Source organism: Burkholderia crassaminum, assembly GCF_964265005.1.
In the GTDB taxonomy this organism is placed as follows: domain Bacteria; phylum Pseudomonadota; class Gammaproteobacteria; order Burkholderiales; family Burkholderiaceae; genus Burkholderia.
Genome location: NZ_OZ183800.1, coordinates 1,274,884 through 1,295,974 on the forward strand (window position 1 = coordinate 1,274,884; position 21,091 = coordinate 1,295,974).

General features: G+C 67.6%; 18 protein-coding genes. 8 read left to right on the top strand and 10 right to left on the bottom strand.

The window, feature by feature from the left end:
• Nucleotides 1-32 precede the first annotated feature (32 nt).
• The gene (locus ACPTTF_RS22830; protein WP_423368322.1) at nt 33-1,547 is read right to left on the bottom strand and encodes an MDR family MFS transporter; all 1,515 of its coding nucleotides are present in this window, start codon (nt 1,545-1,547) and stop codon (nt 33-35) included.
• 231 nt (nt 1,548-1,778) lie between these two features.
• Here ACPTTF_RS22830 and ACPTTF_RS22835 point away from each other — a divergent pair, with 231 nt between their 5' ends.
• Entirely contained in the window at nt 1,779-3,338 is a 1,560-nt protein-coding gene (locus ACPTTF_RS22835; protein ID WP_166951596.1) for a methyl-accepting chemotaxis protein, read from the top strand.
• 56 nt (nt 3,339-3,394) lie between these two features.
• On the opposite strand, the gene ACPTTF_RS22840 is transcribed toward ACPTTF_RS22835, so the two are convergent.
• Both ACPTTF_RS22840 and ACPTTF_RS22845 read right to left on the bottom strand, forming a co-directional pair.
• Nucleotides 3,395-5,062 carry an ATP-binding domain-containing protein gene (locus ACPTTF_RS22840; protein ID WP_423368323.1) on the bottom strand — a complete coding sequence of 556 codons (1,668 nt, stop codon included), beginning with the start codon at nt 5,060-5,062 and terminating at the stop codon, nt 3,395-3,397.
• Between the two features lie 126 nt (nt 5,063-5,188).
• Nucleotides 5,189-6,043 carry a helix-turn-helix domain-containing protein gene (locus tag ACPTTF_RS22845; RefSeq protein ID WP_006485970.1) on the bottom strand — a complete coding sequence of 285 codons (855 nt, stop codon included), beginning with the start codon at nt 6,041-6,043 and terminating at the stop codon, nt 5,189-5,191.
• Between the two features lie 224 nt (nt 6,044-6,267).
• On the opposite strand from ACPTTF_RS22845, the gene ACPTTF_RS22850 reads away from it, so the two are divergent.
• On the top strand, nt 6,268-7,602 hold the full coding sequence (locus ACPTTF_RS22850) for an NAD(P)/FAD-dependent oxidoreductase (RefSeq protein ID WP_423368324.1): 1,335 nt from the start codon (nt 6,268-6,270) through the stop codon (nt 7,600-7,602).
• Nucleotides 7,603-7,684: 82 nt separating this feature from the next.
• Nucleotides 7,685-8,779 carry a potassium channel family protein gene (locus tag ACPTTF_RS22855; protein WP_166951608.1) on the top strand — a complete coding sequence of 365 codons (1,095 nt, stop codon included), beginning with the start codon at nt 7,685-7,687 and terminating at the stop codon, nt 8,777-8,779.
• A gap of 236 nt (nt 8,780-9,015) precedes the next feature.
• On the opposite strand, the gene ACPTTF_RS22860 is transcribed toward ACPTTF_RS22855, so the two are convergent.
• Nucleotides 9,016-9,945: a LysR family transcriptional regulator gene (locus tag ACPTTF_RS22860; RefSeq protein ID WP_423368325.1), complete on the bottom strand. Its 930-nt coding sequence runs from the start codon at nt 9,943-9,945 to the stop codon at nt 9,016-9,018.
• A gap of 86 nt (nt 9,946-10,031) precedes the next feature.
• On the opposite strand from ACPTTF_RS22860, the gene ACPTTF_RS22865 reads away from it, so the two are divergent.
• A complete protein-coding gene (locus ACPTTF_RS22865) occupies nt 10,032-10,904 on the top strand; it encodes an NmrA family NAD(P)-binding protein (protein ID WP_423368326.1) in 873 nt (290 codons plus the stop codon).
• Between the two features lie 136 nt (nt 10,905-11,040).
• Here ACPTTF_RS22865 and ACPTTF_RS22870 read toward each other — a convergent pair whose 3' ends face one another.
• Nucleotides 11,041-11,697: a TetR/AcrR family transcriptional regulator gene (locus ACPTTF_RS22870; protein ID WP_423368327.1), complete on the bottom strand. Its 657-nt coding sequence runs from the start codon at nt 11,695-11,697 to the stop codon at nt 11,041-11,043.
• Between the two features lie 527 nt (nt 11,698-12,224).
• Between ACPTTF_RS22870 and ACPTTF_RS22875 the strand changes: the two genes are divergently transcribed.
• Nucleotides 12,225-12,560 (top strand): H-NS family nucleoid-associated regulatory protein, encoded by a 336-nt coding sequence (locus ACPTTF_RS22875; RefSeq protein ID WP_423368328.1) that lies wholly within the window; start codon nt 12,225-12,227, stop codon nt 12,558-12,560.
• 121 nt (nt 12,561-12,681) lie between these two features.
• Here ACPTTF_RS22875 and ACPTTF_RS22880 read toward each other — a convergent pair whose 3' ends face one another.
• A complete protein-coding gene (locus tag ACPTTF_RS22880) occupies nt 12,682-13,440 on the bottom strand; it encodes an SDR family oxidoreductase (protein WP_423368329.1) in 759 nt (252 codons plus the stop codon).
• Nucleotides 13,441-13,580: 140 nt separating this feature from the next.
• On the bottom strand, nt 13,581-14,525 hold the full coding sequence (locus ACPTTF_RS22885) for a LysR family transcriptional regulator (RefSeq protein ID WP_423368330.1): 945 nt from the start codon (nt 14,523-14,525) through the stop codon (nt 13,581-13,583).
• Nucleotides 14,526-14,691: 166 nt separating this feature from the next.
• Here ACPTTF_RS22885 and ACPTTF_RS22890 point away from each other — a divergent pair, with 166 nt between their 5' ends.
• The gene (locus tag ACPTTF_RS22890; protein ID WP_423368331.1) at nt 14,692-15,906 is read left to right on the top strand and encodes an FAD-dependent monooxygenase; all 1,215 of its coding nucleotides are present in this window, start codon (nt 14,692-14,694) and stop codon (nt 15,904-15,906) included.
• Nucleotides 15,907-16,021: 115 nt separating this feature from the next.
• On the opposite strand, the gene ACPTTF_RS22895 is transcribed toward ACPTTF_RS22890, so the two are convergent.
• Complete coding sequence (locus ACPTTF_RS22895; RefSeq protein WP_423368332.1) at nt 16,022-16,939, bottom strand: LysR substrate-binding domain-containing protein; 918 nt, start codon at nt 16,937-16,939, stop codon at nt 16,022-16,024.
• 192 nt (nt 16,940-17,131) lie between these two features.
• Here ACPTTF_RS22895 and ACPTTF_RS22900 point away from each other — a divergent pair, with 192 nt between their 5' ends.
• Both ACPTTF_RS22900 and ACPTTF_RS22905 read left to right on the top strand, forming a co-directional pair.
• On the top strand, nt 17,132-17,884 hold the full coding sequence (locus ACPTTF_RS22900; RefSeq protein ID WP_166951659.1) for an isochorismatase family protein: 753 nt from the start codon (nt 17,132-17,134) through the stop codon (nt 17,882-17,884).
• 92 nt (nt 17,885-17,976) lie between these two features.
• Nucleotides 17,977-18,864, top strand: coding sequence for a pirin family protein (locus tag ACPTTF_RS22905; RefSeq protein WP_423368333.1), 888 nt, complete (start codon nt 17,977-17,979; stop codon nt 18,862-18,864).
• 114 nt (nt 18,865-18,978) lie between these two features.
• On the opposite strand, the gene ACPTTF_RS22910 is transcribed toward ACPTTF_RS22905, so the two are convergent.
• Together ACPTTF_RS22910 and ACPTTF_RS22915 are read right to left on the bottom strand one after the other, a co-directional pair.
• Nucleotides 18,979-19,911 (bottom strand): alpha/beta hydrolase, encoded by a 933-nt coding sequence (locus ACPTTF_RS22910; RefSeq protein WP_166951663.1) that lies wholly within the window; start codon nt 19,909-19,911, stop codon nt 18,979-18,981.
• Nucleotides 19,912-19,972: 61 nt separating this feature from the next.
• Entirely contained in the window at nt 19,973-21,070 is a 1,098-nt protein-coding gene (locus tag ACPTTF_RS22915) for an OpgC domain-containing protein (protein WP_166951665.1), read from the bottom strand.
• Nucleotides 21,071-21,091 lie beyond the last annotated feature (21 nt).

Below are 21,091 nucleotides of genomic sequence, written 5' to 3' on the forward strand. Positions count from 1 at the left end.
GCCCGGTGGCTGCGTCGCGATTCGCGGGCCGGTCAGTTGTGCTTGCGCAGCGGCGCATCCTCGACGAACCACGCGAGCACGAACGCGATCGCGATGACCGTCGCCGCCGCGAGATAGACAACATGCAGCGAACCGGCGAACGCATGCAGGTACGCGTCGCGCACGGCATCCGGAAGCTGGTGCACAGCGGCCGGGCCGAGCGCGGGCGGCAGCTCCGTGCCGGCCGGCAGCGCATCCATCACCCGCGACTGCAGCCCGTGCGAGAACAGCGCGCCGAACGCCGCGACGCCGAGCGAGCCGCCGATCGAGCGGAACAGCGTCGCGCCCGACGTCGCGACGCCCATGTGCCGGAATTCGACCGTGTTCTGCACGGCGAGCGTGAGCACGGGCATCACCATGCCGAGCCCGATCCCGAGCAGCGCCATGTACGCATACATCGTGTGCAGCGGCGTATCGAGCGTCAGCGTCGACAGCAGCGCCATCGCGATGCCGCCGGTCAGCGTGCCCAGGATCGGGAACATCCGGTACGAGCCGAGCCGCGAGATCAGGCGGCCGCTGACGATCGACGTCACGAGCATTCCGCCCATCATCGGCAGCAGCTGCATCCCGGCCTGCGACGGCGTCGAACCCTTCACGACCTGCAGGTAGAGCGGGATGAACGTGACCGAGCCGAACAGCGCGACGCCGACGACGAAGCCGATCAGGCTGACCAGCACGAAGGTGCGATGGCGGAACAGTTCGAGCGGCATGATCGGCTCGGCTGCGAGCCGTTCTTCGTAAATGAAGCCGCCGATCGCGACGAGGCCGAGCACGAGCGTCATCCACAGTTGCGGCGACGTCCACGGCAGCAGCGAGCCACCTTCGCTCGTGAACAGGATCACGCAGGTGAGGGCGGTGGCGAGGAACGCGGCGCCCATGTAGTCGATCCGGTGCTTCACGTGCGCGGTGTGCGGCCGGAACGCGACGCCGATCACCGCGAGCGCGAGAAAGCCGAGCGGCAGGTTGATCGTGAAGATCCAGCGCCACGACAGGTGTTCGACCAGGAAGCCGCCGAGCAGCGGGCCGATGATGGTCGCGAGGCCGTACACGCCGCCGAACATCCCCTGATAGCGCGCGCGGCGATCGGGCGGCACCAGATCGCCGATCGCGGCCATCGTGACGACCATCAGGCCGCCGCCGCCGAGCCCCTGCAATGCGCGCAGCACGATCAGCTGCGTCATGTCCTGCGCGACGCCGCACAGCGCGGACCCCGCGAGAAACAGCACGATCGCGGCCTGCAGCACGATCTTGCGGCCGTACAGGTCGCCGAGCTTGCCGTACAGCGGCAGCACGACGGTGGACGACAGCAGGTACGCGGTGACGACCCACGACAACTGGTCGAGCCCGCCGAGCTCGCCGACGATCGTCGGCAGCGCGGTCGACACGATCGTCTGGTCGAGTGCGGACAGCAGCATGACGAGCAGCAGCGCGGCGACGATCAGCCCGGTCGGCGCGTCGCGGCGGGCCGTTTCAGCGGCCGGCGGAGTGAGGAGGGTGTCGGTTGTCATTGATATATCTGCCATGGCAGGGAATTGTGTCGAACTATAGCCATGGATGATTGACCAGTCAATTTCTGCCCAGCCACGATCTGTTGCAACCGTAACAGTAAATTGCCAGCGCAAAAAATTGACCGGGATCACGTGGAAAGCGGGGCCGGACTCAAGTTTTCTGCAGGCAAACCGTAATCCAGAGTGCTGCAGACCGATTGCCGCCGCATTTTTCACCGCTCACGTCCCGTCATGAACCTGAACGCCCTGTTTTCCCGTTTCTCGATCCGTACGCGGATTTTCTCCACGCTGGGCCTCGTTGCCATCCTGCTCGTCGTCTCGGGGCTGATCGGCCTCGCCGGCATGCAGAGCTCGAACCGCGCGCTCGACGAGGCCTATACGCAGCAACTCGCTGCGAAGACCGCGCTGTCCGCGGCCAGCCTGAACCTGACGATCGTGCGCACGACGCTCGACCGCGCGCTGCTGCATCCGGAAGCGCCGGAAGTGCCCGATCTCGTCAAGAAGGCCGAGAGCTATCTCGCGAAGGCCGACACCGCGTGGCGCGGCTACGCGTCGATGCCGCACGACGGCGACGAAGGCCCGCTCGCGAGCCGTCTCGACGCCGCGCGCCAGGCGCTGATCGGGCAGGCATTGAAGCCGATGATCGACGCGGTTCGCGACGGCCGCCGCGACGAGGCCGACCGGCTGCTGATGTCGGTCGCGCCGCCGCTGTCGGTTGCGCTCACGCAGGCGACCGATGCGCTCGATGCGTACCAGGTCGCACGCGGCAAGGATGTGTACGACACCGCGCAGACCTACTACGGCTGGATGCGCGTGGGCGCGATTGCGGGCATCGCATTCGGCCTGGCCGCGTGCCTTGGCTGTGCGATCGGCCTGCATTTCGCGATCACGCAGCCGGTGAACCGGCTGCTGTCGCATTTCCGCCGCCTGTCGGACGGCGACCTGACGTCGGAAGTGCGCTGGTCGTCGCGCGACGAGATGGCCGAGCTGGTGAAGGGCGTGACGGGCATGCAGCGCAGCCTCGCGGATACGGTGCGCCAGGTCAGCCAGGGTTCCGAGGCGATCTCGACGGCGACGCACCAGATCGCGGCCGGCAACACCGACCTGTCGCAGCGCACCGAGGAACAGGCGTCCGCCCTGCAGGAGACGGCTGCGAGCATGGAGCAGCTCACCGCGACCGTGAAGCAGAACGCGGACAATGCGGTGGAGGCGCAGGCCTGCGCGGACACCGCGAGCGAGATCGCCACGCGCGGCGCGACCGTGGTCGGCGAGGTGATCGGCACGATGAACGAGATCGACCAGAGTTCGCAGAAGGTCGCCGACATCATCGGCACGATCGAGGGGATCGCGTTCCAGACCAACATCCTCGCGCTGAATGCGGCGGTCGAAGCCGCGCGCGCCGGCGAGCAGGGTCGCGGCTTCGCGGTGGTCGCGGGCGAGGTGCGCACGCTCGCGCAGCGCTCGGCGTCGGCGGCGAAGGAGATCCGCACGCTGATCGGCGAATCGGTCGAGCGCGTCGCGACCGGCTCGCGGCTCGTCGGCGTGGCGGGCACGACGATGCAGGACATCCAGCAGGCGATCGGCCGCGTGACGGGCATCATGACGGAGATCGCGGCCGCGTCGAACGAGCAGCGCGACGGGATCGAGCAGGTGAACCGCGCGGTGTCGCAGATGGACCAGGTGTCGCAGCAGAACGCGGCGCTCGTCGAGCAGGCCGCGGCGGCTGCAGCGTCGCTGGAGGAGCAGGCGGACGGGCTGCGTCGCGCGGTGGGTGCGTTCCGGGTCGCCTGATCGGCCGTGGGCGGCGACGGGCCGGGCGCTTGCCCGCCGGCCGCCCGCCGATTGCGTCAGACGGCCGCGAGCTGCGCGGCCGCACGCGACGACGCGACGATCAGCAGCTTCATCGTCGCGCGCGTCGCGCCGACGAACAGCTTGCGCGCGGCACGCGCGTCGAGCGTGTCGAAGTCGACCTCGGTGAGGATCACGCACGGCGCCGACTGGCCCTTGAAGCGGTAGATCGAATCGAGCAGCACGTCGCCTTCGCGATATTCCGGGTTGCCGAACAGGTCGTACTTGCCGGTGAAGCTCTTGAGCCGGTGCGGGCCGAGCTGGTCGAGCGGCGCGAGCACCGAGCCTTCGCGGCCGCGATACGACAGCACCGCGATGTCCTGCTTGCGAAAGCCGAGTGACAGCGCGTGCGTGATCGCCCGCTTGGTCGCGTCGACGCAGGCGTGGGCCAACGCGTCTTGCGACGCGCCTTCTTCCCCGTACGCCGACACCGACGGATCCGAACCGTCGAACGGGCTGCCCGAGCGCAGCTCGGCCGCGAGCGGCTCGACCCGGCCGACGATGTCGCGCACGAATTCGAGCAGGTCGCGCGGGCTCCGGTAGTTCGTGAGCGCCTTCAGCGTGACCCAGCCCGGTAGCGCGACGGGCTCCCGCATGTACAGGTTCTGCAGCGGATCTTCCAGCCACCACCATGCGCCGTCCGGCGCCAGCAGGCGCTCCAGCGCGGCCGCCCACGGCGCATGGAAATCCTGCCCTTCGTCCACGACCAGCACGTCGAAGCGCCAGCGTTCGGAAATCGGCGTTTGCGCGAAGCGCGCCTCGAGTCGTTCGAATTCGCCGGGCACCTGGAAGTCGGGCGTATAGCCGCCGTCGCGCGCGACCCAGTCGCACAGCTGGTGGTAGTTCGCGATCTTCGCGCCGGGCGGCGCGATGCGCGCGATGTAGTCGGCGAGCGGCCGGTTGAAGCACACGTAGAGCACGCGCTTGCCGGCCGCGACGGCATCCCGCATCGCCTGCACCGCGAGCTGCGTCTTGCCTGACCCGGCCGTGCCGGTGACGCGCAGCCGGAACGGCGCGAATTCGAGCTGGCGCGCCCATGCGGCGAGCCCGCCCGACAGCCGCGTGACGAGCGTGCCGGCCTGCCCGACGAGCGCGCTCGTATCGGGCGTGAGCGCGAGCTCGTCCGCGAGGAAATGGTGGAGTTTCGGCGCGTTCGGAAAATGCTCGTCGTCCTCGGGCAGGATCTGCAGGATCACCTGCGCGAGCTGCGCCTTGCGCGACGCATCGACGATGCGGTCGGCCGCGACGCCGGCGATCGATGCGTCGCGGATCGAGTAGTCGGGGCAGTACAGCAGCGCCTCGACGCCATAGACACCCGCGCCGAGCGCGGCCGTCAGGCGCCGGTGCAGCGTTTCCTGCGTGCGCGCGAGCTGGATCGGGACGTTGCGTTGCTTCTGCAGATAGACCTTCACGAGCCCCTTCGGCGTTTCGCGCAGGAAGCCGGCTTTCTGCTCGATCAGCAGCACGCGGCCGGCCGGGCTCACGACGACGAACGCGGCCTCGCCGAACACCGAGAACGCCTGGTCGGCGCGGGTCCAGTGCACGCCGTGATACACGGTGTAGCTGTCGGGCAGCGCGTGTTCGAGGGCGGCGAGCGTCTCGCGCTCGCGTTCGGCCGCGCCGGTCGCGGCGAGGCTTTTCCAGTCGTCGGGGATGAGGCGGGCCATGGCGTCGGGCGGCGGATGCCGGGGTGGGCGTGAACAGGTGCGCCTATTGTACTGAGCTATGAACCTGTTCACGACCGCCGTGCCGCGCGGACGTCGGCCGTCCGGAGGAGGAGCGGCCCGGGGACGTTACCCGCGCGCGAGCCGTTTCGCGAGATCGGCGCTGAGGATCGCCATGCGTGCGGGCTTTTCGTAGCAGACGACGTCGAACGCGCGGATCACTTCGCTGATGTCGGCCTCGCTCGCGCGGCCGGTGAGCAGGTCGCCCGTCAGCACGAAGATCGGCGCGCCCGGGTTGTCGGACGTGCGCACGGCCTTGATCGCGGTGGCGGCCGTGCTGTCGTCGAACAGCCATTCGGTCAGGACCGCGTCGAACGCCTGGCCCTGGAGCGCGTCGACGAACGGCGCGAGGCCGTCGAATGCGGCCGTCGCGAAACCCTGGCGCTCGAGATAGCGGCACAGCTCGGTCGCGCTCACGCGATCGGGGTCGATCACCGCGACGACGAGCTTGTCGCTCTCTGCGCGGCGCGGATAGATCTCGATCTTGTGCACGTCGTACGCGTTCTGGTACAGCACGCCGGTGTGGCGCAGCACGCGCCAGCGGCCGTTTTGTTCGTACGCGACGAATTCGGGGCGCGCGCCGGCTTCGAGCGGCGCGCCGATCCATGCGGTGCACGGAATCTCGGCGACGCCCGCATACAGTACGGCCTCCTGCGAGTAGGCGCCGACCATGCCGGGGTCGAGCGTTTGCGCGCCGAACAGCTGGGCGGCGGGTTCGCCGTACGCTTCGGCGACTTTCTTGATCTGCGCGAGCGTCCAGGGGCTGCTGCCGCGCAATTTACGATGGCCTTGCGAGAAACTCAGGTCGAGGATGCGGCACAGCTCGGTGGTCTGCTGGCGCTTGCCGATGCCGTTGCGGGTCATCAGCTCGCGCACGCGCTCGGCAACCGCGAGGGAATCCGTGGTGATTGCTTCAGTGGTCATGCTACGGGAACGGATCGTGACGTTCAGAACGACGCCTTGCGGCAGTCTCGACGGACAGTCTTCATGACGTCCAGGGGCGAGCCGACCGGCCACGCGCGGAAAAGATAACTTTACCGCAAAATGGTCGTTATTCAGCGTCGCGAAAGGTGCGTTTGTGTGAAAGGTGTGTCACGACGTTACCACCGCGGCCCGTATCCGGATGCATTAACGCCTGACAGGAAACAATGACGACCACCTATCCGCTGCACGATGCCCTGACCCTTGCCGACCTGCCATTCCCGGCCGAAGCCGATGTCGTGATCGCCGGCGCCGGCATCATGGGCTGCGCGGCCGCGTATTACCTGGGCCTGCGCGGCCTGAAGGCCGTCGTGCTCGACAAGTCGCGCATCGCCGGGCAGCAGTCGACACGGGCGTGGGGCTTCGTGCGCCAGCAGGGCCGCGAAGCTGCCGAGGTGCCGCTGATGATGGCCGGCATGCGGATCTGGGAGGGGTTAGAGGAAACGCTCGGTTTCGATCTCGAATGGCGGCAGGGCGGCTGTCTCTATATTGCGGACAACGAAACGGACTGGGCGTCGTTCAACGCGTGGCTCGCGGTCGCGCGCGAGCACGGGCTCGACACGCGCACGCTGACGCGCGCGCAGATCGACGCGCGCATCAGCGGCCTTTCGCCGCAGGCACGCACGCTCGGCGGGCTGTACACCGCGACCGACGGGCAGGCCGAGCCGCGCCGGGTGGCCGCCGCGTTCGCCGCGCGTGCCGTCGAGGCTGGCGCGCGCTTCTTCGAAGGCTGCGGTGTGACGGCGATCGAGACGGCCGGCGGCGAGGTGACCGGCGTCGTGACCGAGCGCGGCACGATCCGCACGCGGCGCGTGATCTGCGCGGCCGGCGCGACCAGCTTCCGGCTGCTCGATGGTGTCGGCATCCGGCTGCCGCAGCAGGCCGTTCGCGGCACCTGCATGCGCACCAATGTGGTGCCGCCGGTGTCGGCAGCGACGGTGTGGGGGCACGGCCTCGGCATCCGGCAACGCAAGAACGGTGCGATCAATCTTGCGGACGACATGCAGGTCGACGTCGACCTGACACTCGGCCACCTGTGCGGGTTGAGCCTGTTCTGGCCGGAGTTCTGGTCGCAGCGCGACAAATTCCGGCTGCACATGAACGGGGCGGCGTGGCGCGATGCGCTTGCGCGCATCAACGGCGCGACCGGGCCGATCGAGCCGCGCGATCCGCAGCCGCAGCCGAATCGCGCGCATGCGCCGCGTGCACTCGCGAAACTCAAGGCGATCTTTCCCGTGCTGAAGGACGCGCAGATCGTCGAGGCCTGGGCCGGCCTGATCGACGTGCTGCCCGACGGCATTCCGGTGATCGATGCGCCTGGTACGCCGTCCGGGCTCGCGATTGCGACGGGGTTCTGCGGCCACGGTTTCGCGATGGGGCCGATCGTCGGCAAGCTGCTTGCCGAATGGATCGACACCGGCGCGCCGTCGCTCGACCTGTCGGCGTTTCGCGCGCAGCGCTTCGTCGACGGAACGATGGTGCGGCCGCGCAGCATGTTGTAGCAGGCGAATCGACTTGATGACGTCGGCTGGTGACGGCCGACCCATCGTAGAATCGAGCCCGCATCCTTCAGGAGATTCCCCGTTGGCAACGCCTTCCGCCCAGCGCCGCTCGTTGCGCTCACGCCTGCGTCGCGCCCGCAATCCGTGGCAGGCACCGCGTGCGCGCACGCTGTTCACGCGTCCCGCGACGTCGCCGCGCCGCACGCTGCTGTTCCGTATCGGCGCGGTCGTGCTGCTGTGTACGCTCGCGTTCCTCGTGTTGTATCTCGATCGCGACGGGTTGCGCGATTCGACCAAGAGCACGCCGATGACCGTCGCCGATCTCGTGTACTTCACGATGGTCACGGTCGCGACGGTCGGCTATGGCGACATCGTGCCCGTCACCGCACGGGCACGTCTCATCGATGCGTTCTTCATCGTGCCGATCCGCATCGTCATCTGGTTCATTTTCCTGGGCACGGCCTATCAGTTCGTGATCCAGCGCGTCGTCGAGGAATTCCGCATGAAACGCCTGCAAAAGCAATTGTCCGATCACATCGTCGTCTGCGGTTATGGCCTGTCGGGCTCGATCGCGGTGCGCGAACTGCTCGAGAGCGGCGTCGATCCGGCGACGCTCATCGTGATCGATTCGCAGCAGCAGGCGATCGAGGCCGCGACGTCGCTCGGCGTGGCGGGATTGCTCGGCGATCCCGCGCATGAGGATCTGCTGCAGCAGGCGCAGGTGCGTGAAGCGAAGGCCGTGATCATTTCGGTGACCGACGATCCGACCGCGATCCTGCTGACGCTGTCGGTGCGCAGCATCGCGCCCGATACGAAGATCGTCGTGCGGATCCAGGAGAACCTGTACCAGCGGCAACTGCGGCAGGCGGGCGCCGACGTGATCGTGTCGTCGACGAAGATCGGCGCGCTGCTGCTCGCGGATGCCGTGCATAGCCGCTACATCGTGCCGTTCGTGAACGACATGCTGTCGACGCGCGGACGCGCGACGCTGCTGGAGCGCGAGGCGATGCCGCAAGAGATCGGCTGCATGACGAATGTCGTGCCGGGTGCGATCGTCGTCGGGCTCGATCGGTGCGGGAAGATTTTTTCGTTCTACGAGGATCCGCCGTGCAGGATCGAGGCGGGGGATACGCTGGTTGTCATCCAGTCGGCGCGGATTCCGGATCCGGATGTTTGACGGGCCGGCATTCGATACAAGCCTGTGATTGCGGTGCCCCGCTGAGCGGGATCGGCCTGGACTATCTGCCGCATGCGTAAGTCGCAGGCCAGCTCGCCTCGGGGCAATGGGTCGAAACACTGTCGGGCTGGCGCAAGACGTTCGAGCCGTACTCCCTCGATTACCGGAGCCGTCGTCATGCGTCGCTCGCGTTTGCGCTGCTGGTCGACGCGCCGCGCGACAGGGTGTGGTGCGCACTACAGCGCCATGTCCTGCGCAATTTCCGCGATTTGCCGGCGCAGCCACCCGTGCGCCGGATCGTCGTGCGTGCGCTCGTGCCAGATCATCGTCAACGCGAAAGGGGCGACTTCGACCGGCAGCGGCACTAGCGTGACCGGTATCGACGACGCGACGTGCTGCGCGAGACGGCGCGGCAGTACCACCGTCATGTCGCTCTTCGCGACGACCATCGGCGCCACCAGAAAATGCGGCAACCGCATCGCGATGCGCCGATGCAGCCCTTGCCGCGCGAGCGCCGCGTCGACCAGCTCGCCACCGCGGCCGCCGATCGTCACCAGCACATGCGACAGCGCCGCGAAGCGCTTCGGCGTCAGTCGGGCGGATAGCGCCGGATGCCCATTACGCACGATGCAAACCAGGCTGTCGTCGTAGAGTTTTCGACGATAGATGCCGGCAGGCAGGGTGTCGTCGTCGAACGCGCCGAGCGCGATACCGGCCGTGCCGTTCGCCACGAGTTCGACGTTGTTGCCGCGTGACGGCGGCATGTCGAGATCCATGCCCGGCGCGCGCTGTTCCAGCCGCGCAATCACGTCAGGCATCAGCGTCAGCGCCATGTGATCGAGGCTTGCGATCGAGAACTGCCCGCGTGTGGTGGCCGGATCGAATACGGCAGGCGCGACGATGCCGGCCGCTTCCGTCAGCACGCGCGACACGCGCAGCGCGAGCGATGCCGCGCGCGGCGTGAATTCCAGCCCCTTCGGCGTGCGCACGACAACGCGATCGTCGAGCAGCGTGCGCAGCCGGCCCAGCGCGCGGCTTGCCGCCGGCTGCGTCAGGCCGAGCCGCACACCGGCGCGCGTGACGCTGCGCTCCTTGAGCAACGCGTCGAGCAGCTTGAGCAGGTTGAGATCGACGTCACGCAAATCCACTTCGTGCATGCTGGACATGATCGGTATGCATTTGAGTTATGAGATGCCAGCGTACATCATCGAAGCCATCGCTCCAACGGGTGGAGCGGCTGTCGGGAGAACACATGTTCGTTGTTACGGGAGTCAGCGGGCGCACGGGAGCCGTCGCGGCCCAGGCCCTGATCGATGCGGGCGTCGCGGTGCGCGTGGTCGTGCGCGATCGCGCGAAGGCGGCGCGCTTTGCCGCGCAGGGTGCGGAAGTGGCGGTTGCCGATCTGGCCGACGCCGACGCATTGACGCGTGCCTTTGCCGGCGCGCACGGCGCGTATCTGGTCAAGCCGCCCAACTATGCGCTGGAGAACCTGTTCGAACACGCAGACGTCACGGCGCGTGCCGTCGCCGAAGCGGTGCGCGCGGCGGGTTTGCCTAAACTCGTGCTGCTGTCGTCGGTAGGCGCCGACCGGCCGGACGGCACCGGCGTGATCGCGACCAACCGCACGGCCGAGCAACGTCTGGCGGAACTGGGCATACCGGTCGTGTTCCTGCGCGCGGCGTACTTCATGGAGAACTGGGCGCGCGTCGTCGAGCCGGTCCGCACGCAAGGCATCCTGCCGAGCTTGCTCGTGCCGGTCGAGCGTGCCGTCCCGATGGTCGCGACGGAGGATATCGGCCGCATCGCGGCGGGCCTCCTGCGTGAAGAGTGGGCGGGCATCCGGAAGATCGGCCTGGCGGGGCCGATTGCGTATTCGCCCGGCGACATCGCGGCGATCTTTGCGCGCGCGCTGAATCGACCGGTGCGGCCGGTGGCGCTCGAGCCTTCCGCGTGGGCCGGGGTACTCGCGATGAATCCGTTCTCGACCGTGGCGATCGATGGCTTCATCGAAATGAATCGCGGGCTGAACAGCGGCCACATCGACTTCGGGAGCGACGACACGGTCGAGCTTCGACAAGGGCGCGTGCCGTTCGAACAGGTCGTCGAGGAGATCCTGCGGGCGTGACGCCGCGCGTCGCGGGCGGCGCATCGCCCGCGGCATCGCGGCGTTCGTTGCCCGGATGCGGGCGCCATCGCGTGTGTCGAACGGCCGCAACGGACCGAACGGCGTTACGCGCGATCCGGCTCCGCCGCGGCGCTGGTCATTTTCTCTTCGAGCGCGACCTTTCCGGTCCACCCACCGGCGCGGCCGTGGCCAGCAGGCTGCGCAGGAACACCATGATCATGTGCCCGATCGGCACCTCGGACAGGATCGACTGCTGCAGCGACAGGCCCTGCGAGAGCCCCATGAACGAAATGGCCAGGACGGCCGGCGGTTCGGGCGGCACTTTCTTCAGCCGCGCGAAAATCTGTTCGATGCAATAGGCGAGGCCATCGCGGTGGGCGTCCAGCAATGCCTGCGACGCGATGGCAAAAGCGGGGTTGCGCCGCCCCTGAAGCTTGAACTCGACGCCCAGCACCGACCACTCGGGCTCGGCATCGACGGTTCGCGACCAGACATCCAGCGCATTCAATATGTCCTCCCCGGACGCGGACGGGTCGCTGAGTACCCGGGCGATGTCGGCCACTTGCGCCTTTGAACGCTCCCGCATCAGCTCGACGAACAACGCCTCCTTGCTCGCGAAATTCGAATAGAACGCACCCTGCGTATAGCCGGCCTCGGCCGCGATATCCCTGAGCGACGTGGCGCCGAACCCGCGGTCGACGAACAGCCGTTTCGCCGCGGCAAGCAAATGCGCGCGGGTCTGCAACCGGCTTTCTTCGCGGCTCAGCCGCGGGGGAAGGGAGGGCATGTTCATGGCCGGAAGGATATCAGTTGATATTTGAGATAGATACCATTACGATCCGATTTCAGATATCACTCGATATGTGGAATGCGGCGCGCGATTGTGCACCTCATTGTCGGCAATGGGCAGGGATCACACGGACCAATGCCGGCCGCTTTGCCGCGGCAATCAAATGCGGCGGGTCGGCCGCACGGCGAAGCGCACCGCGGTGATGGCCGGACGGGTATCGGTTGATATTTGAGATGGATGTCATTGCGATTGCATTTGCAATTATCTATCGAGCAATGAAACAGGTGGCGTGCTGGTGCGCCTGACTGTCCGCATCGGGCGGGGACCGGGCGGACGATCGTTCCGGTGTGGGGCGTCGGTGCGGCGCCGGTACGCCAGGGATTCGCGCTTTTGCCGCATCGCGTCGCCGATGCGCGGAGCGCGTCGCCTGCCGATCAGGTAAAGGTCACGCCCACGGGACGTGATGAATCATTCTGTTAGTCATGCGAATCATGTGGATTCGTATGCGGATGCATGGTGGGAAGCAGAAGATGAGCGTGAGCAAGACCTATGCGCAGCTCGTAGTCGAGCTGGCCAAACTGGACGAGGAAATCGAGCATGCACGTGCCCGCGAGCGCGTCGATGCGATCGAGAAGGTTCACTCGCTGATGGATACCTATGCGATCAAGCATCGCGACCTGGTCGGCCGCAACGGCAGCCGGGGCACGTACATCGTGAAAGTCCTGCCGGCGCGCTATCGCGATCCGGCGAGTGGAAAGGAGTGGAGCGGGCGCGGCAATGCACCGCTCTGGATCAGGGGCAAGGATCGTCGTCAGTTCGTCATCGTCAAGCCGCCGTCCACCGGCAAGAAAACCCGGGCCGGCTGACGGAGGGCGCAGGGCCACGGCGGGGCATGACACCGGCGGCGGCACCACGAGCAGCGTGATGCCTTCAGGCGAAGGCGCCACATACGCATGCAGCCCGAACGGGATTCGGCGTCGCGCGCGCCTATCCCCGCCCGACGAACGGCATGGCCGTCGCCATGATCGTCATGTTCAGGATGTTCGTGTCGAGCGGCAGGTTCGCCATCTGGACGATCGCGTTCGCGACATGCGCGACGTCCATGCGCGCCTCGGGCGCGAGGCTGCCGTCGGCTTGCGGGACGCCTTGCGTCATCCGTTCCGTCAGCGACGTCGCTGCGTTGCCGATGTCGATCTGGCCGCACGCGATGTTGTATCGGCGGCCGTCGAGCGCCAGCGCCTTCGTGATTCCGGTCACCGCATGCTTGGTGGCCGTGTAAGCGATCGTATCGGGGCGCGGCGCATGGGCGGAGATCGAGCCGTTGTTGATGATTCGGCCGCCCTGCGGCGTTTGCGCTTTCATCAGGCGCCAGGCGGCCCGCGCGCACAGAAAGACGCCGGTCAGGTTCGTCGCGACGACGCTGTTCCACAGGTCGAATTCATATTCGTCGAGGGAAACCGCAGGGGCGTTGCGGCCGGCATTGTTGAACAGCACGTCGAGCCGGCCGAACTGCTGAGCGATTTGCGCAAACGCGTGGTCGACCGATGCTTCGTCGGTGACATCCGCGGGAAACACGTGCGCGTCGCCGCCGGCGGCGCGGATCGTGTCCTGCGTTTCGCGCAACGAGGCCTCCGTGCGCCCGAGCAGCGCGACGGTGAATCCCGCCTGGGCGAGCGCGACGGCCGCCGCGCGACCGATGCCGGATCCGGCGCCCGTGACGGCTGCGAATTTCTTCGAGACTGACATGGCTTGATTTCCTGCTGGTTGAAAGAGGGCGAGGCGGCTGATGACCGGGATCATCGCCGCATTCGGCAATGTAGTCGAAATGCGCGGCGCGCATGTTCGAGCGACATCGTCAGGCACGCTCGATTGCGCGATGGCCGCGACTACTTCTTCCGGCCGGGCGTGGCCCTCCGTGCCCGCGTGCCGGTTTGCGCGAACAGATCGACCACGACGTCGCGCAGCCACCGGTTCCCTTCGTCCTGGTTGACGCGCGCATGCCAGAGCATGTGAATCGGCGTACCCGGCAGCGCGACGGGCAGCGCGCGCCAGCCCAGCGAAAACGGTGCGGCGAGCTGCTGCGCGAGATGCTCGGGCACCGTCGCGATCAGGTCGGTGCGCTGCAGGATGTAGCCGACGCTCATGAAATGCGGCACCGTGAGCCGCACCTGGCGCTTCACGCGGCGGCGCTTCAGCCATTCGTCCACCTGCCCGTGACCGGTGCCGGCCGACACCACGACCAGATGTTCGGCATTGCGCCACGCGTCGACCGTCAGCGGCGCGTCCTCGAGCGGATGCCCCCGACGGAACAGGCACACATAGCGCTGATCGAACAGCCGGCGCTGATAGAAGCCGCCCTGGAGCTGCGGCAGCAGGCCGATCGCGAGATCGACACGGCCGTCGGCCATTTCGTCGCCGAGATTGATGCTCGTGTTGCGCACGGTATTGAGCGTGATGCCCGGCGCCGCTCGCGACAGGTGTTCGAGCAGCGCGGGCAGGAACACGACTTCGCCGATGTCGGTCATGCCGATCGTCAGCGTGCGCGTGGCGCGCAGCGGATCGAAACCGATCTCGGGATTGAGCGCGGCGTGCAGGGTCGCGAGCGCGTGCGACACGGGTTCCGCCAGGCGCAGTGCGAACGGCGTCGGCACCACGCCCCCCGGCCCGCGCACGAACAGCGGATCGCCGAGCCGGCGGCGCAGTTTCGCCAGCGCATTGCTCACGCCCGGCTGGCTCATGTTCATCTGCTCGGCAACGCTCGACACGCGCCGTTCCTGCATCAGCCGCTGGAAAAGCAGCAGCAGGTTGAGGTCGACATCGCTCAATTCCATGGGTTTTGCCTCGCCCGGTTCATTGCATCCAGTGATGATGCAGATTACTTTCATTTTATTGCGGGATGAAAGTCCGCTCCCGAGAATACCGATACGGCCCATGCAATCGACATGGCCGCTGCGCAAGCCGCAGACCCCACATCGGAACATCGGAGACACCTTCATCATGCAGACGAACCTGAGGATTGCGATCGTCGGCGCCGGGATCGGCGGCCTGACGCTCGCGCTTGCCCTGCGCGAGCACGGCATCGACGCGCAGCTGTACGAACAGACGGAGGTGTTGCGCGAAGTCGGCGCGGCCGTCGCGCTGTCGGCCAATGCGACGCGATTCTACGAACGCATGGGCTTGCGTGCGGCCTTCGACGCGGTGTGCGCGGACATCCCGGGGCTCGTCTATCGCGACGGCCGCAGCGGTGCGGTGATCGGCCATCATCGCGGCGCGCCCGACTATCGCCGGCAATTCGGCGGCGCGTACTGGGGCGTGCATCGCGCGGATCTGCAGGCCGTGCTGTCGAAGGCGGTCGGCCTCGAATGCATCCATCTCGGCCATCGGTTGACCGATCTCGCGCAGCATGCCGATCGCGTCACGCTGGCGTTCGACAACGGTGTGCGCATCGACGCGGATCTCGTGATCGGCGCGGACGGCGCGCGCTCGATCACGCGGCGCTGGATGCTCGGCTACGACGATGCGCTGTATTCGGGCTGTTCGGGTTTTCGCGGCGTGGTGCCGGCTGCGCGGCTCAGCCTGTTGCCTGATCCCGAAACGCTGCAGTACTGGATCGGGCCGCACGGGCATCTGCTGCACTATCCGATCGGCGACGACGGCGACCAGAATTTCCTGCTGGTCGAGCGTCATCCGTCACCGTGGCCGTCGCGCGACTGGGTGATGCCGGCGGAAGAGGGCGAGCAACTGCGTGCGTTCAGGGGCTGGCATCCGGCGGTGGTGCAGATGATCACCGCGGTGCCGATCAGCCAGCGCTGGGGGTTGTTCCATCGGCCGCCGCTCGGCCGCTGGAGCCGCGGGCGCGTGACGCTGATCGGCGACGCCGCGCATGCGCTGGTGCCGCACCACGGGCAGGGCGCGAATCAGTCGATCGAGGATGCGGTGGTGCTGGCGGCGCAACTGGCGCAGGCCGGGCCGGGCAACTGGCGTGAGGCGCAGGAAGCGTACGAGCGGCTGCGTCGCGGCCGCACGCGCAAGGTGCAGTACGCGTCGATCTCCGTGGCCGACGTGCTGCACCTGCCCGACGGGCCGGCCGCGCAGGCACGCAACGCGCGTCTGGCCGAGCGCGACAGCGTGCTGCATCACCTGGACTGGATTCACGATTTCGATGCGCTGGCCGGGGAGCCGAGCGAACGGCAGGGCGGCACGTGGCTTTGAGCCGGGCATGCCGGAGGCGGCGATTTCCACGTGGACGTAGCTGGGTGAAGTCGGGCGGCAGTCCTTTGCAGCCCGGCACGCGCCCCCGGCGTATTGCTTCATGCGGCAGCATGGCTCAACCCAGCAACGGCGGCAGTTCTTCCTTCAGAAAATCGACCAGCGCGCGCACGGCCGGCATCATGCCGCGCCGCGTCGGGAACAGCAGCACGAGCCGTCCCTCCCGCGAGCGCCACGTCGGCAGAACAACCTGCAGCGCGCCGGACGCGATCTCGGCGCGGCATGCATACAGCGGCAGGCTCGCGATCCCCAGCCCGGCCAGCGCCGCCTGCTTCAGCGTTGCGACATTGTCGCTCTGCACGCGCGGCCGGATCGTTCGCGTGACGACGTCGGCGTTGGCGCCGATCAGCCGGAGCGCGGCGGCCGGGTCGCCGATCGGCGCATGGATCAGGAAATCGTCTTCGGGGAGCGTGTCGGGCGCATCGATCGGACCGGTTGCGGCCAGATACGCGGGGCTCGCGATCAGCCCCCAGCGCGCGGTGCACAGCGGAACCTGGACGAGGCTCGACGATTCGACGTCGAAACCCATGCCCCGTACTACTACGTCGATGTGTTCGTCGACGAGATCGACTTGCCGATGGCTGGCCTGCAGCGCGAGCCGGACCTTCGGATAGCGCTGCATGAAACGGGGCAACAGGCCGGCCAGCACGATATCCGTGATCGCGATCGGCATGCTCGCGCGCACCAGCCCCGACGGCTCGGCGGTGCGGCGGCGCACGGCGTCCTCGCCGGCCAGCGCCTCGTCGATCATCGCGCGGCAATGCACGTAGAGTGCTTCGCCGGCGTCCGTCAGGCTGAGGCGGCGCGAGGTGCGCTGCAGCAGCCGGGTGCCGAGACGGGTCTCCAGATCGGTGATGCGCCGGGAAATATGCGACTTGCTGACGCCGAGCGCGTCACCGGCCGCGGTGAAGCCGCGATGCTCGACGACCTTCGCGAACAGGTAGAGGTCGTTCAGATCGGAGGAAGCCGGATTCATTCGGGATTCACCAGGGGAAAATGTCGATCTATCGTTTCCACATGGAAACGATAGGTTGATTTGAAGTGTATTTATCGTTTGTCGTTGCGTAAATATCATTCTTTCCAACCGGCGCTGACAGGCACCGGGCGATTCGGCCGCCACATCGGTCCCGCCGATCCGTCACCCGACATCATCGTGAGGAAAGACATCATGAAACGCTTCTCCCTTCTGAAAGCCGCGGCTGCCGCCATCGCCATCGCCTTTGCCGGTACGGCCGGCACGGCTGCGCTGGCTGCTGAAGCCGCACCTGCAACCACGCCCGCGTCAGCACCCGTCGCCGTCGCGCCGTCGGGCGCGCCGTATTCGCTGCTGTCGCGCGACAACACCGTGCTGCTGCTGGTCGATCACCAGGTCGGCCTGTTCACGGGCGTACGGGACATCGACGTCGGACAGCTTCGGCACAACGTGGTCGCGTTGGCGAAGGCCGCGAAGACGCTCGGCATCCCGGTCATCGTTACCGCGACGATGCCCGACGGCATGTGGGGGCCGACCATCCCCGAACTGAAGGCGGCGCTGCCCGGCGTGCCGGTGATCAGCCGCACGTCGATCAATGCGTGGGACGACCCGAACGTGCGGGCCGCGATCGAGAAGACGGGCCGCAAGCAGGTGGTCATCGCGGGTGTGTCGCTGGAGGTGTGCGCGACGTTCCCGGCGCTGACGCTCAAGGCCGCCGGCTACGATCCGCGTGTGGTGCTCGACGCGTCCGGCACGTTCAGCGACGCGAAGCGCACGGCCGGGCTGCAGCGTCTCGCGGGCGCCGGCATCCCCGTGACCGACTACGCGACGGTCGGTGTCGAATTGCTGCACAGCAACGTCGATCCGAAGGCGCAGCAGGTGTATGCGGATCTCGACATGCCGTTCGCGAACCTGGTCTGGCAGCTCAAGAGCGCATCGGGCAAGTGACGGGGCAAGCGGTTTCGCGGGGCCGGCGAGGGCGTGTGCCGTCGTCGCCGGGCCATCGTGCAGGAAAAGGCTATCCAGCCAGGAGCACCACGATGAACGAATATGTGCGGATGTCGCGCGTCGTTACCGGACGCGATCTGATCATCGGCGAATCATTCAGCGCCAGGAATTTCGACGAGGGCAGGTTCGGCGGGGCGATGGACCCGGTCATCATGCTCGATCACTTCGAGATGACGGCGCCGACCTTCGACCCGCACCCGCATGCGGGCATCTCGGCCGTGACGTACGTGTTCGAAGATGCAACGGGCGCGCATGTCAATTACGACTCGCTCGGCAACCACGGGCCGATCGAACCGGGCGCGCTGCACTGGTTTGCCGCCGGCCGCGGCGCCGTGCATACGGAGCAGCCGGAAGGCGACGGGCATCGTGTCCATGCGCTGCAGATTTTCGTGAACCTGCCGGCCGCGAAGAAGTACGACACGCCCTATGCCGTCCATGTCGAGCCGCATGACATCCCGGAGTTCGCGGCGCCCGGCGTGCGGGTGCGTGTCGTCACGGGCAGCAGCAACGGTGTGAGCGCGCCGGTCACGGAGAAACTGCCCGAGCCGTTCACGTTGCTGGACGGATTCCTGTCGCGTGCGTCGTCGTTCGACCATGTGCTGCCGCGCGGATGGAATGCGACGATCCATGCGGTTTCCGGGACGTTGCGCGTGGAGGTCGACTCGACCGCGAGCAGCCTGAAGGCCGGCGACGCGGTCGGCGTCATGTTCGACCGCGACGCGCCGGGCGACCGTGTGCGGATCCGCATCGTTGCCGACGACGATGCGCACTTCGTCGTGCTGTCCGGTGCCGCGTTACGGGAGCCGATCGCCAGGCACGGCCCGTTCGTGATGAATACGCGCGCGCAGCTCGACGAGCGGATCAGCGCCTATCAGAAAGGGGCATTCGGACAACTGGCCGCGCCGTTCATCGCGCGGTGATCGGTGCAGGGAGGGACGGCATCGTCGTGCCGCGGGTTCCGTGCGTTCATGCCGGGAGACTGCTTGCGTCCGCGCGACGGACGCAAGCAAGCGCGCGCCCGACCGGGGCGGTCGTCACTTCACGCACTCGAGCGCATATTTCAACCCCTGCCCGAGCAGCCCGCGCCAAACGTCCCACGTATGCCCGCCGTCGACGATGCGCAGTTCGGCCGGGTTCTGCGCGCGGCGCAGGTGCGTGTACAGCACGCTCGATTCGGCCTGGATGGTCAGGTCGTCGTCGCCGGCCGCGATGAACATCGGGATCCGCCAGCTGCGCGCGAAATAGCCGCGCATCAGCGCCGGGTAGTTGAGCTCGTGCCACACGCGCGGGTCGAACTGCCGGTCGCCGAACACGCCGACGTAGCGCGCGGCGGAATTGAGCGGCGGCTCGTTTGCGTAGATCGCGGGGCTCAGCAGCATCGCGCCGCAGAACAGCCCGGGTTCGAGCAGCGAGAAGCGCAGCGCGCCGAAGCCGCCCATCGACACGCCGCCGATCGCGCGGCCCGCACGCTGGTTCGACACCGCGAAGTGCGCTTCGACTTCGGGCAGCAGGTCGTTGAGGAACGCGCTCTGCATCTTCTCCTTGCGGTCGACGTACCAGTCGGTGCCGCCCTGCGGCATCACGATCACGACGGGCGGGATCTCGCGGCGCTCTATCAGCGTGTCGGCGGTGGCCTGCAGCCGGCCCTGCGTGACCCAGTCGTTCGCGTTGCCGGCATTGCCGTGCAGCAGGTACATCACCGGGTAGCGCGCGCCTTCCGGGTTGTAGCCGGGCGGCAGGTAGACCGTGTACGACCAGTCGCGCTTCAGCGAAGCCGACCGGAACGAGCGCAGCACGACGCTGCTGCCCGGATTGAGCGCGGGCTCCTGGGCGGCCGACGGGGTTGTCGCGGTCTGGAGGGCCGGCGGCGGCACGGGCGATACCGTCGGCGCGGCCGGCGTGGCGCGGGCGGTGGCGATGGAGCCGGCGATCAGGGCGATGGCGAACGGAAGGGCGAGTCGGCGCATGTCGAATCGTTTCAGGAGAGGCGCCGGCTATCGTAGCAGCGGCGCATGACGGCGCGGCATGTCATCGCCGCGATCGGAACGGCAGCCGCGCGACGAGCGGCCCGTAGAGTTTGGCGACGAGATACAGCAGGCCCATCGCGACGACGTCGGCGGTCAGCCCGAGCTTCACGTCGAGATAACCTTCGGTCGCCTGGTAAAGCAGCGAATCGACCGCGAGCGAGATGCCGGTGCCCGCGACGAAGCACAGCAGCCCCTGCCGGCCGATCGTGCCGATCCACGGCATCGCGTGCGCGACCTTCTTCATCCAGCCGAGGTGGACGAGCTTGGCCGCGAGCCACGCGATCGCGAGGAAGTTCGCGAGCCGCAGCGCGCCGAGGTTCTGCTTGATCGACGGATCGGTCGGGAACGGTTCGATGCGCAGCCGGTAATACGCGCCGGCCGCGACGATCGCGAGCGAGACGGCCGTCAGCAGCCAGCCTTGCGGCTTGGGCGCGAGCGTCTGGTAGACGGGCTGGCAGCGCGCGATCACGCCGAGCACGAACAGGAACTGCCACGCGAACGGATTGAAATCCCACGGCGCGCCTTCGACGGTCGGCAAGAAGCGCGCGACGTGTGGCGCCGCAACCCACAGCGAGCCGCTGAACGCGAGCAGCAGCCACGGCTGCGTGCGCGCGAGCGGCAGCGTGAGCGGGACGAGCAGCGCGAAGAACGCGTACATCGGCAGTACCGATGCGAGGTACGGCTGGCGACGGAACAGCAGGATGTCGCGCAGCGCAGCGAGCGGCTTGTGGAGCAGGCCGTCGAGGTCGTTGGTCGGCATGTTCGGGCCGTCGATCGCGAACGCGTTCAGCGCGGCCGTGATCAGCAGCATCAGGCCGGCCGTCACGAGGAACGCGCGGTAGATCTCGAACGCGCGGCGGATGAAGCGCTGGCGCGCGGCGGCTTCGTCGTGCCGCTCGGCGAGCGAGTTGTACGCGATCGCGGTCGCGAAGCCGCCGAGGAACACGAACACCTCGGCCGCGTCGCACAGCGCGTACGCGTGCAGCGTCACGCGCGACAGGATGCTGCCGCCGATGTGGTCGACGACGATGACGAGCAGCACGAGGCCGCGGAAGAAATCGAGCTCGGCGTAGCGGCCGGCCCGGGCCGGCGCGGTCATCGGACCGCCTCCCGGCGCGGG

Coding starts and splice junctions, on each gene's coding strand:
- ACPTTF_RS22905 (WP_423368333.1), top strand. CDS start 17,977: ATGAACGAATATGTGCGGATGTCGCGCGTCGTTACCGGACGCGATCTG.
- ACPTTF_RS22875 (WP_423368328.1), top strand. CDS start 12,225: ATGAGCGTGAGCAAGACCTATGCGCAGCTCGTAGTCGAGCTGGCCAAA.
- ACPTTF_RS22895 (WP_423368332.1), bottom strand. CDS start 16,939: ATGAATCCGGCTTCCTCCGATCTGAACGACCTCTACCTGTTCGCGAAG.
- ACPTTF_RS22880 (WP_423368329.1), bottom strand. CDS start 13,440: ATGTCAGTCTCGAAGAAATTCGCAGCCGTCACGGGCGCCGGATCCGGC.
- ACPTTF_RS22900 (WP_166951659.1), top strand. CDS start 17,132: ATGAAACGCTTCTCCCTTCTGAAAGCCGCGGCTGCCGCCATCGCCATC.
- ACPTTF_RS22890 (WP_423368331.1), top strand. CDS start 14,692: ATGCAGACGAACCTGAGGATTGCGATCGTCGGCGCCGGGATCGGCGGC.
- ACPTTF_RS22915 (WP_166951665.1), bottom strand. CDS start 21,070: ATGACCGCGCCGGCCCGGGCCGGCCGCTACGCCGAGCTCGATTTCTTC.
- ACPTTF_RS22865 (WP_423368326.1), top strand. CDS start 10,032: ATGTTCGTTGTTACGGGAGTCAGCGGGCGCACGGGAGCCGTCGCGGCC.
- ACPTTF_RS22910 (WP_166951663.1), bottom strand. CDS start 19,911: ATGCGCCGACTCGCCCTTCCGTTCGCCATCGCCCTGATCGCCGGCTCC.
- ACPTTF_RS22840 (WP_423368323.1), bottom strand. CDS start 5,062: ATGGCCCGCCTCATCCCCGACGACTGGAAAAGCCTCGCCGCGACCGGC.
- ACPTTF_RS22870 (WP_423368327.1), bottom strand. CDS start 11,697: ATGAACATGCCCTCCCTTCCCCCGCGGCTGAGCCGCGAAGAAAGCCGG.
- ACPTTF_RS22860 (WP_423368325.1), bottom strand. CDS start 9,945: ATGTCCAGCATGCACGAAGTGGATTTGCGTGACGTCGATCTCAACCTG.
- ACPTTF_RS22845 (WP_006485970.1), bottom strand. CDS start 6,043: ATGACCACTGAAGCAATCACCACGGATTCCCTCGCGGTTGCCGAGCGC.
- ACPTTF_RS22885 (WP_423368330.1), bottom strand. CDS start 14,525: ATGGAATTGAGCGATGTCGACCTCAACCTGCTGCTGCTTTTCCAGCGG.
- ACPTTF_RS22850 (WP_423368324.1), top strand. CDS start 6,268: ATGACGACCACCTATCCGCTGCACGATGCCCTGACCCTTGCCGACCTG.
- ACPTTF_RS22835 (WP_166951596.1), top strand. CDS start 1,779: ATGAACCTGAACGCCCTGTTTTCCCGTTTCTCGATCCGTACGCGGATT.
- ACPTTF_RS22830 (WP_423368322.1), bottom strand. CDS start 1,547: ATGACAACCGACACCCTCCTCACTCCGCCGGCCGCTGAAACGGCCCGC.